At 69.7% G+C, this 9587-nt stretch carries 11 protein-coding genes; 7 read left to right on the top strand and 4 right to left on the bottom strand.

The annotated features are described in order from the left end of the window. The 6 genes from GA0115240_RS35230 to pstB all read left to right on the top strand — a co-directional run. Nucleotides 1-906, top strand: a 906-nt coding sequence (locus tag GA0115240_RS35230) for a CHAD domain-containing protein (protein ID WP_141709080.1), incomplete at its 5' end; no start/stop codon positions are given. Continuing rightward, entirely contained in the window at nt 903-1352 is a 450-nt protein-coding gene (locus GA0115240_RS35225; RefSeq protein ID WP_093743224.1) for an NUDIX hydrolase, read from the top strand. The genes GA0115240_RS35230 and GA0115240_RS35225, both read left to right, overlap by 4 nt. Before the next feature lie 454 nt (nt 1353-1806). After that, a complete protein-coding gene (gene pstS / locus GA0115240_RS35220) occupies nt 1807-2955 on the top strand; it encodes a phosphate ABC transporter substrate-binding protein PstS (RefSeq protein WP_093743222.1) in 1149 nt (382 codons plus the stop codon). Between the two features lie 111 nt (nt 2956-3066). Further along, on the top strand, nt 3067-4047 hold the full coding sequence (pstC, locus tag GA0115240_RS35215) for a phosphate ABC transporter permease subunit PstC (protein ID WP_093743220.1): 981 nt from the start codon (nt 3067-3069) through the stop codon (nt 4045-4047). Next, nucleotides 4044-5117, top strand: coding sequence for a phosphate ABC transporter permease PstA (gene pstA, locus GA0115240_RS35210; RefSeq protein ID WP_093743218.1), 1074 nt, complete (start codon nt 4044-4046; stop codon nt 5115-5117). The genes pstC and pstA overlap by 4 nt, the downstream gene beginning before the upstream one ends. A 61-nt stretch (nt 5118-5178) precedes the next feature. Next, nucleotides 5179-5955: a phosphate ABC transporter ATP-binding protein PstB gene (gene pstB, locus GA0115240_RS35205; protein WP_093743216.1), complete on the top strand. Its 777-nt coding sequence runs from the start codon at nt 5179-5181 to the stop codon at nt 5953-5955. A 103-nt stretch (nt 5956-6058) separates the two neighbouring features. On the opposite strand, the gene GA0115240_RS35200 is transcribed toward pstB, so the two are convergent. Both GA0115240_RS35200 and GA0115240_RS35195 read right to left on the bottom strand, forming a co-directional pair. After that, nucleotides 6059-7054, bottom strand: coding sequence for an inorganic phosphate transporter (locus GA0115240_RS35200; protein WP_093743214.1), 996 nt, complete (start codon nt 7052-7054; stop codon nt 6059-6061). A 6-nt stretch (nt 7055-7060) separates the two neighbouring features. Further along, on the bottom strand, nt 7061-7681 hold the full coding sequence (locus tag GA0115240_RS35195; protein ID WP_093743212.1) for a DUF47 domain-containing protein: 621 nt from the start codon (nt 7679-7681) through the stop codon (nt 7061-7063). 191 nt (nt 7682-7872) lie between these two features. Between GA0115240_RS35195 and GA0115240_RS35190 the strand changes: the two genes are divergently transcribed. Continuing rightward, a complete protein-coding gene (locus GA0115240_RS35190; RefSeq protein ID WP_093743210.1) occupies nt 7873-8199 on the top strand; it encodes a metal-sensitive transcriptional regulator in 327 nt (108 codons plus the stop codon). A 91-nt stretch (nt 8200-8290) separates the two neighbouring features. On the opposite strand, the gene GA0115240_RS38975 is transcribed toward GA0115240_RS35190, so the two are convergent. Continuing rightward, nucleotides 8291-8425 (bottom strand): hypothetical protein, encoded by a 135-nt coding sequence (locus GA0115240_RS38975; RefSeq protein ID WP_256070219.1) that lies wholly within the window; start codon nt 8423-8425, stop codon nt 8291-8293. Between the two features lie 168 nt (nt 8426-8593). After that, the coding region (locus tag GA0115240_RS39485) for a hypothetical protein (RefSeq protein WP_161302674.1) at nt 8594-9587 on the bottom strand (994 nt) is incomplete at its 5' end.

Below are 9587 nucleotides of genomic sequence, written 5' to 3'. Positions count from 1 at the left end.
TCCGAGCCGCTGCGGACCGAACTGGGCTGGCTGTCGGCCACGTTGGGCCGCGAACCGCAGTACGTCGAGCGGCTGACCCGGCTGCTGGAGGCGCTGCGGCGGCTGTCGGCGGCCAGTGTCCCGGAACCGGTGCTCGCCGCAGGGCCCGGGGCCGGCGGGAACGGCGGCGGCCCGCTGGCGCTCGGCGCCGCCCGCGCCGCCGCCCTGCTGGAGCGGCAACTCACCCTGGCCAGGACCCGGGCGCACTCCGCGACCCTGCAAGCCATGGGCTCCTCGCGTTTCCACGGTCTCGCCGACTCCATCGCGGTGCTGGCCTCGGACGTGCCGCTGACGGCGACCGGCGCGGAGCCCGTCGCGACCGTGCTGCCGCCGCTGGCCGGGCTGGCCTACCAGCGGTTGTGCGAGGCCGCGGACACGCTGCCGCTGCACCGGGCGGCGAATCCGTACAACGCGGAGGCGATGCGTGCCTCGCTCGGCGCCGATCTGACCGCCGACCTGCAGGACTCGCCCTGGCACCAGGTACGGATCCTGCTGCGGCTGAGCCGTTACGCCGCCGAGGTGCCCGGGTCGGGGGCGCCGGACGACCAGCGGACCGCCGAGGCCGCCGTACTGCTCCAACGGCACCGGGACGCCGCCGAGTCCGCCGCGGCGGTGGCCGCCGCGGCCCGCACCCCGCGGATCGCGCCGGCCACCGCGTACGCCCTCGGCGTGCTGCACGCCGACCAGCGGCACGAGGTCGAGGCGGCCCGCTTCGCCTTCTCCCGGCTCTGGCAGCGCGCCGCCGCGCCCGTCCCGGCCGCAGCTGTCCCGTCCGCCACGCCGGCCACCGCGGCCACCTCCGACGTCCCCGAGGACGTCCCCGCCGAGGTCCCCGCCGGCCCCCGGCCCGGAGGGCACGGCTCATGACCACCGGGCCGGAGGAAGCGGCGGCCGGGGGCCGCGAGGACCCAACGACGGTCCGCGCGGCGGGCGTCGTGCTGTGGCGCCACTCCCCTTACGACGGCCGGATCGAGATCGCCCTGATCCACCGCCCGCGCTACGACGACTGGAGTCTGCCCAAGGGCAAGCTCAAGCGGGGTGAGAACAGTGCGGCGGCGGCGCTGCGGGAGACCCGCGAGGAGACCGGGATGGACTGCGTGCTCGGCGCGCCGCTGCCGACGACCCGCTATCTGGTCGAAGGCCGCCCCAAGGAGGTCCGTTACTGGGCCGCCGAGGCCACCGGTGGCGCCTTCGCCGTCAACCGGGAAGTGGACCGTATGGTGTGGCTGCCACCCACCGCCGCTCGGCACCGGCTCACCAACGACCGCGACCGCCCGGTCGTCGACGCGCTGCTGCGCACGCTCGTCGACTGAGCGCCGCGTCGTCGCCGTACGCGGGCCCGCGCGTCGGCCTGTGTGTCGGCCCGTTCGTCCGGCCACTCGTCCGGCCACTCGTCGGGCCACTCGTCGGGCCGTGATTCCGCGGCCGGATCCCGCCGCGGGTCCTTCCGCCGACCTTCCGTCAACCGCCGGGCCGGCGCCCGTGATCCGCCCGTGACTCCCGTGATCGGGTCGTGATCCCGTCGTTACCGCGTCTTTTCCATTAACCGAAAATGTCGCTCCCGCGACGCGTTCGACAAGATCCACAAAGTGCGCCACCACCCTGATGGACGAGGTTCACCTCGCGTTCACCATCTCCCGAGGGTCGCTTCACCTGATCTGCCTAATTTCGGCCTTACCGGTGAGCACCATGTCGCCGGGTGGATGCAGATACAACAACCCTCTGCTTCGCCGTCCACCGGCGGGCTCTCGGAAGGAACACACGAAGGTGAAGCTTCAGCGTAAGAGCGGGCTCCGGGCCCTGACCGTCGGCGCGGTCGCGATTACCGGCGCGCTGGTCCTGACCGCCTGCGGTTCGGACGACAACAGCGGCAGCAGTGCGACCCCCAGTTCCAGCGGTGCGGCCGGCAGCAGTGCCCCCGCGTCGTCGATCTCCTGCGCCAAGGGCTCGATCCTGGCGTCGGGCTCCTCGGCCCAGCAGAACGCGATCGAGTCCTGGGTGAAGAACTACCAGCAGGCCTGCCCCGGTGCGACGATCAACTACAAGACCTCCTCCTCCGGTGAGGGTGTCGTCGACTTCAACCAGGGGACCGACGCGTTCGCCGGCTCCGACTCCCCGCTGAAGGACACCGAGGTCGCCTCCTCGAAGAAGGTGTGCGCCGGCGGCGAGGGCATCAGCATCCCGATGGTCGGCGGACCGATCGCCATCGGCTACAACCTGCCCGGCGTCGACAACCTCGTGCTGGACGCGCCCACCCTGGCGAAGATCTTCAACTCGCAGATCACCTCGTGGAACGACCCGGCCATCAAGGCCCTCAACCCGGGCGCCACGCTGCCGAGCACCAAGATCCAGACCGTGCACCGCCAGGACGAGTCGGGCACCACCGACAACCTGACCAAGTACCTCAAGGGTGCGGCGCCGTCCGCGTGGCCCTACGAGCACGCCAAGGCGTGGGCGGGCAAGGGTGGCCAGGCGGCTGCCAAGTCCTCCGGCGTGGCGGCCCTGGTCAAGCAGACCGAGGGCTCCATCGGTTACTTCGAGCTGTCCTACGCGACCGCCGAGAGCATCAAGACGGTCAAGATCAACACCGGCGCCTCCGCCCCGGTCGAGGCCACCTCCGCCAACGCCTCCGCGGGCATCGCCTCCGCGAAGATCGTCGGCACCGGCGCCGACCTGTCGCTCGACCTGGGTGCCGCCTACACCACCAAGACCGACAACGCGTACCCGATCGTCCTGGTGACCTACGAGATCGCCTGCGACAAGGGCAACAAGCCGGCCAACCTGCCGCTGACCAAGTCCTTCCTCAACTACATCTCCAGCACCGACGGCCAGGCCCAGCTCACCGCTGCCGGCTACGCCCCGCTGCCCGACGAGATCGCCACGAAGGTGCGCTCCACCGTCGCCGCCCTTTCCTGATCACGCTCGGCGGGCCCCGCGGCCAGATCCTGGCCCCGGGGCCCGCCGTGCATCCGGTGCACCGCCGCCGGGAGAGCCACCCGGCTCTCCCACCCAGACCGGAGAGTCCCCATGACAACCACCGCACCACCTCCTACCGCCCCTCCACGCCCGACGCGCACCGTGACGCGGCCCGGCGACCGGATCTTCGCCGGGATGTCCCGCGGTTCCGGCATCCTCCTGCTCGTGGTGATGGCCGCGATCGCCATCTTCCTGACGGTCCGCGCGGTGAGCGCGATATCGAAGGACCACACCAACTTCCTGACCACCTTCGAGTGGAACGCCAGCCTGCAGCCGCCGTCCTTCGGCGTGGCGGTGCTGGCCTACGGCACCGTCGTCAGCTCGGTCATCGCGATGCTCATCGCGGTCCCGATCGCCATCGGCATCGCGCTGTTCATCACGCACTACGCCCCCCGCCGGCTCGGCGGCTTCATCGCGTACGTGATCGACCTGCTCGCCGCCGTGCCCAGCATCATCTACGGCCTGTGGGGCGCGCTCTTCCTGGTGCCGCACCTGCGCGGGCTGAACCTCTGGCTGGACAAGTACTTCGGCTGGACGGTGATCTTCTCCAAGCAGGACCCCAACTCGGCGCCCCGCTCGCTGTTCACCGTCGGCATCCTGCTGGCGATCATGATCCTGCCGATCATCACCAACGTCAGCCGGGAAGTCATCCGGCAGGTGCCCAAGATGCACGAGGAAGCGGCGATCGCGCTGGGCGCGACCCGCTGGGAGGTCATCCGGCTGTCGGTGCTGCCCTTCGCCCGCTCCGGCATCATCTCCGCGTCCATGCTGGGCCTGGGCCGCGCGCTCGGCGAGACGATGGCGGTCGCGACCGTGCTGTCCGCCTCCCCGCAGCTGTCCGCGCACCTGCTGGACCCGGTCGGCGGCACCTTCTCGCAGAACATCGTCGCCAAGTTCGGCGAGGCGGACCAGTTCGGCCGTGACGCCCTGATCGCCTCCGGCCTGGTCCTGTTCATCATCACTCTGCTGGTCAACGGCGCCGCTCGGTTCATCATCCAGCGCCGGAAGGAATACTCGGGGGCCAACGCATGAGTGACACGGTCACAGACACCGCGAAGCACGCGGCACCGGCCGGTCCCCGGCTGGCCACCGCACGCCTGCCCCGCTGGGCGCCGCTCGCCATCGCGGCCGGCTCCATCGCGGTCGCCTGCGCCATCGGCGCCGGCCTGGGCCTGGACAGCCAGATCCAGTGGGGCCTGATCGCCCTGCTGCTGTTCGTCGGCACGTCCTACGCGCTGACCGCGCGGGTCGAAGGCCGCCGTCAGGCCAAGGACCGCCTGGCCACCAGCCTGGTCTGGGCCAGCTTCGTGCTGGCGGTCATCCCGCTCTACTCGCTGGTGGAAACGACCATCAGCAAGGGCGTGAAGGTCCTCGACGTCAACTTCCTGACCCACTCGATGAACAACGTGCTGACCATCGAGCCCGGCGGCGGCGTCTACCACGCCATCATCGGCACCCTGGAGCAGGTCGGCATCGCCACCGTGATCGCGGCGCCGCTGGGCATCCTGACCGCGATCTACCTGGTCGAGTACGGCAAGGGCGCGCTCGCGAAGTGGGTCACCTTCTTCGTCGACGTGATGACCGGTGTGCCGTCCATCGTGTCCGGTCTGTTCATCCTGTCGGTGTGGTTCGTGGTCGTCGGCTCCGCCCCGCAGTCCGGCTTCGCCGGTTCGCTGGCGCTGACGATCCTGATGCTCCCGGTCGTGGTGCGCTCCACCGAGGAGATGCTCAAGCTGGTGCCCAACGAGCTGCGCGAGGCATCGCTGGCGCTGGGCGTGCCCAAGTGGCGCACCATCGTCAAGGTGGTCGTGCCCACCGCGGTCGGCGGTATCACCACCGGTGTGGTGCTGGCCATCGCCCGTATCGCCGGTGAGAGCGCCCCGATCGCGCTGCTGGTGTTCGGCAGCAACCTGATCAACACGAACCCGTTCAAGCACCCGCAGTCGTCGCTGCCGTACTACATCTTCGAGCAGTACGGCAACGGCAACGAGCCCAGCTACGACCGTGCCTGGGCCGCCGCGCTCGTCCTGATCGCCTTCGTGATGATCCTGAACCTGGTGGCCCGCGGCATCGCCCGCTGGAAGGCGCCGAAGTCCCGATGAGCGGCTCCTCCGCCGCGTGGCCGGTCGCGGACGCGGCCCCAGCAGAAAAGAAGTGATCCCCATGGCCAAGCGAATAGACGTCAGCGGCCTGTCCGCCTTCTACGGCAGCCACAAGGCCATCGACGACATCTCGATGACCGTCGAGCCCGGCTCCGTGACGGCCTTCATCGGACCGTCCGGCTGCGGCAAGTCCACCTTCCTGCGCACCTTGAACCGCATGCACGAGGTCACCCCCGGCGGCCGCGTCGAGGGCAAGGTGCTGCTGGACGACGAGAACCTGTACGGCCCCGGCGTCGACCCGGTGACGGTACGCCGCACGGTCGGCATGGTCTTCCAGCGGCCGAACCCCTTCCCCACCATGTCGATCTACGACAACGTGGCGGCGGGCCTGCGGCTCAACGGCATCCGCAAGAAGGGCGACCTCGAGAACATCGTCGAGAAGTCCCTCAAGGGCGCCAACCTCTGGAACGAGGTCAAGGACCGCCTCAACAAGCCCGGTTCCGGCCTGTCCGGCGGTCAGCAGCAGCGCCTGTGCATCGCCCGCGCGATCGCGGTCGAGCCCAACGTGCTGCTGATGGACGAGCCGTGCTCGGCGCTCGACCCGATCTCCACCCTCGCCATCGAGGACCTGATCGGCGAGCTCAAGGAGCGGTTCACCATCGTGATCGTCACCCACAACATGCAGCAGGCCGCCCGCGTGTCGGACCGGACCGCCTTCTTCAACCTCTCGGCGGTCGGTCAGCCCGGCAAGCTCATCGAGATCGACGACACCGAGCGGATCTTCTCCAACCCGTCCGTCCAGGCCACCGAGGACTACATCTCCGGCCGCTTCGGGTGATCCAGACCGCCGTGCGGTGCTGCATGGCGGTGCCACCGCAAGGCGCAGGCCCCGTTTCCCTGGTGGGAAGCGGGGCCTGATCCATGTGCGGGGCCGGTCACGGTCAGTGGAAGATCAGCCATATCAGGTAGTAGCACGCGGCGCCCACCAGGCCGGCGGCCGGCATCGTGATGAACCAGCCGGCCACGATGTTCTTGGCGACACCCCAGCGCACCGCCTTGACCCGTTTCGTGGCACCGACGCCCATGATCGCCGAGGTGATCACATGGGTGGTGGAGACCGGCGCGTGGAAGATGTACGCGGACACGTAGAGGATGCTGGCCGAGGTCGTCTCGGCGGCGAAGCCCTGCGGCGGGTCCAGGTCGATGATCCGGCGCCCAAGTGTCCGCATGATCCGCCAGCCGCCCGCGTACGTCCCCAGCGACATCGTCACCGCGCACACCAGCTTGACCCAGATCGGGATGCCGAAACCCCGGGCCGGATCGTGGATGACCAGGGCGAGCACCACCACACCCATCGTCTTCTGCGCGTCCTGCAGGCCGTGGCCGAGGGCCATCGCCGCAGCCGAGATGGTCTGCGCGATCCGGAAGCCCCGCTTGGCCTTGTGCGGGTTGTAGTTGCGGAAGAACCACAGGATCGCCAGCATGATCCCGAAACCGAGCACCAGGCCGATCAGCGGCGAGGCGAACATCGGCACGATGATCTTGTCCACCACACCGGTCCAGTGCACGGTGACCCCGCCGGCCAGCGCCGCCCCGACCAGGCCGCCGAACAGCGCGTGGGTGGAGCTCGACGGCAGCCCGAGATACCAGGTGGTGAGATTCCACAGCACCGCGCCGGCCAGCGCCGCGAACAGCACCGCCATGCCCGGCCGGCCGTGCGGAGTGGCGATCACGCCCTTGATGACGGTGTTGGCCACCCCCTGGCCGAGGAACGCCCCGATCAGGTTCATCACCGCGGCCATCAGCAGCGCCGCCTTGGGCGTCAGCGCCCGGGTGGAGACCGAGGTGGCGATGGCGTTCGCCGAGTCGTGGAAGCCGTTGGTATAGGTGAAGAAGAGCGCGACCGCGATGGTCACGATCAGCACAGAGGTGTCCACGTGGGTTCAGGACTCCTTGACCGCGATGGTCTCCACCGTGTTCGCCACGTGCTCGAAAGCGTCCGCCGCCTCTTCCAGAACGTCCACGATCTGCTTGAGCTTGAGCACTTCCATGGCGTCGTACTTGCCGTTGAAGAGCTGGGCCAGCAGTTTGCGGTGGATCTGGTCGGCCTGGTTCTCCAGCCGGTTGATCTCGATCCAGTACTCGGTGAGGTTGTCCATCGTGCGCAGATGGGGCATCGCCCCCGCGGTCAGCTCCGCCGCCCGCGCCAGCACCTCGATCTGCTGCTCGACACCCTTCGGGAGCTCCTCGACGTTGTAGAGGACGACCAGGTCAACGGCCTCCTCCATGTAGTCCATGATGTCGTCGAGGGAGCCGGCGAGGGTGTAGATGTCCTCGCGGTCGAAGGGCGTGATGAAGGAGGAGTTGAGCTGGTGGAAGATCGCGTGAGTGGCGTCGTCCCCCGCGTGCTCCGCCGCCCGCATACGCTCCGCGATCTCGATCCGGGTGGTCGAATCCGCTCCGAGCAGTTCCATGAGGAGCTTCGAACCGGTGACGATGTTGTCCGCGGACGCCGCGAACATGTCGTAGAAGCTCGTCTCCCTAGGGGTCAGACGAAAGCGCACGTTGATGTCCTCGGGGTGCTCGGTTTCGGTCTCGTTTGATGCTAGGTGCATCATCCGGCCACGGTTGACCGGTGTCACCCAGTGTCGCCCATCGCACGAAGCCCCCGGACGGGGGATGCCTCGCACAAGATATCGATTCGGTAAGCTATACCCATCGGGGGTATAACGGGACAGAAGGGCGGGCGAGCCGGATGACCTCGGAAAGCGTCGCGGGGGAGATTGTGGAGCCGCACGGGCCGCACGGCTACAGCCATGACAAGGAGTCCCACCTCAAGCGGCTGCGCAGGATCGAGGGACAGATCCGGGGGCTGCAGCGGATGGTCGAGGAGGACGTCTACTGCATCGACATTCTGACCCAGGTCTCGGCGAGCACCAAGGGACTGCAGTCCTTCGCGCTGCAACTGCTCGAGGAGCACCTGCGGCACTGCGTCGCGGCGGCCGCGGTGGGCGGCGGGCCGGAGGTCGACGAGAAGGTGGCGGAGGCGACGGCGGCGATAGCGCGGCTGCTCCGGACCTGACGGTGGCGCGCGGGAGCGGGTCGGCGCGCGGGGCGGGTCGGGGGGACGGGTCGAGGGGCGGGTCGGGGGACGGGTGGGACGGGTCCGATGATCAGTTCGCGGTCGGCGCCACGACACGGGCGACTTCCAGCACCTCGTCGATCCGGGCGAAGCTGAGCCGGTCCTCGTCGGCGGTGGACGCGGCGATCATCAGCTCACCGCACAATTCGATCTCCGCGAGGGCCACCGGATCGTCATGTACCGAAGTTCTGGGCGACGGCACCATGCGCGCACCACCTCCTCGCTCACGTCTCGCCCCCTGACCCATTCGGCCGTACTCCAGCGTAGGGACCACACGTGCTCCCGCGCATGGCACGGATGGGCCATTTCGCGGAGGTCCGACCCGGGCGAACCCCTACGGGGATTGGGCAGAAACGATCTTTCCGGCCCAGATGTCCGCAGCTAGAGGCATGATCACCGGCACCGGAGTGCCGAACAAGTCGTAGCGGGTGGTAGAGACCACCGTCACATCTCGGTCAGGTGTGCGGTGGGCGCCGGCCCGGCCGGATCCGGCGGCGGCGCGGTCGGCGGACCCGGCGTCCGTAGCACCCGGGTCCGAAGCGGCCCGGTCCGTACCGGCGCCGTCCGAGCCCGGGCCCGCCCCGTGCGTACCGCCCTGACCGGCTTCGGACCGAGGCGTGGTGCTCGGCCGCGCGTCGGTGCCGGGGTCGCTGTCGTAGCTGTCGCGGTCGCTGGTGCTGTAGGCAGAGCTGTCCGCGGCGCTGTCGGCGCCGCTCGTGCCGCCGGGGTCCGGCACGGCTGCGGCGAAGGTGAACCGCTGGCTGAGCTCGCGCAGCCGGCCGACTGAATCCAGCCAGGCGTCGAACGGGACCCGGGTGACCGTGAAGCCCTTGGCGGCCGCCCGCAGCGGCCCGCGCTCGGCGGCCGGCGCGGCCTCGGCGGCGCGGGCGATGTCCGCGACGCCCCGGTAGTGCCGGACCCGCACCCCGTCCCGGGTCTCCTCGCCGACGAGGGTCACCCGCTCGGCGCCGCGCAGCAGTTCGGCCGCCGCCAGCGGTTCGGTGGCGCCGCCGGTCACCAGATTGCCGTCCGGGAGCCGGGTGGTGTCCACCCGCACCCACTTGGAGGCCGGCACGCCCTCCCCCCGGTTCTTCATATAGAGAGCGCCGGGGGTCAGCAGCTCGGTGATCGGCTTGTGCTCCTCCGCGCCGGCCGCGTCCTTGGGCAGTTCCAGGGTCAACTCCCCCTGCCGGCGTGCGTAGTCGAAGCCGCCGGTCCCGGTGATGGTCAGCCACGTGCCACCGCTGGCCATCCGCATCGACGTGCTCACCCGCGAACTCCCGGCCTGCACCAAGGTGTCCGCGGCCCCCGCCACCACCTGCGCGGCC

This window comes from Streptomyces sp. DvalAA-14, assembly GCF_900091855.1.
Lineage (GTDB): Bacteria > Actinomycetota > Actinomycetes > Streptomycetales > Streptomycetaceae > Actinacidiphila.
This window is presented reverse-complemented; position numbering and strand designations above follow the sequence as displayed.

Bases quoted from the DNA above. Each gene is read 5' to 3' on its own strand.
- GA0115240_RS35225 (WP_093743224.1), top strand. From the start codon at position 903: ATGACCACCGGGCCGGAGGAAGCGGCGGCCGGGGGCCGCGAGGACCCA.
- pstC (WP_093743220.1), top strand. From the start codon at position 3,067: ATGACAACCACCGCACCACCTCCTACCGCCCCTCCACGCCCGACGCGC.
- pstA (WP_093743218.1), top strand. From the start codon at position 4,044: ATGAGTGACACGGTCACAGACACCGCGAAGCACGCGGCACCGGCCGGT.
- pstB (WP_093743216.1), top strand. From the start codon at position 5,179: ATGGCCAAGCGAATAGACGTCAGCGGCCTGTCCGCCTTCTACGGCAGC.
- GA0115240_RS35190 (WP_093743210.1), top strand. From the start codon at position 7,873: ATGACCTCGGAAAGCGTCGCGGGGGAGATTGTGGAGCCGCACGGGCCG.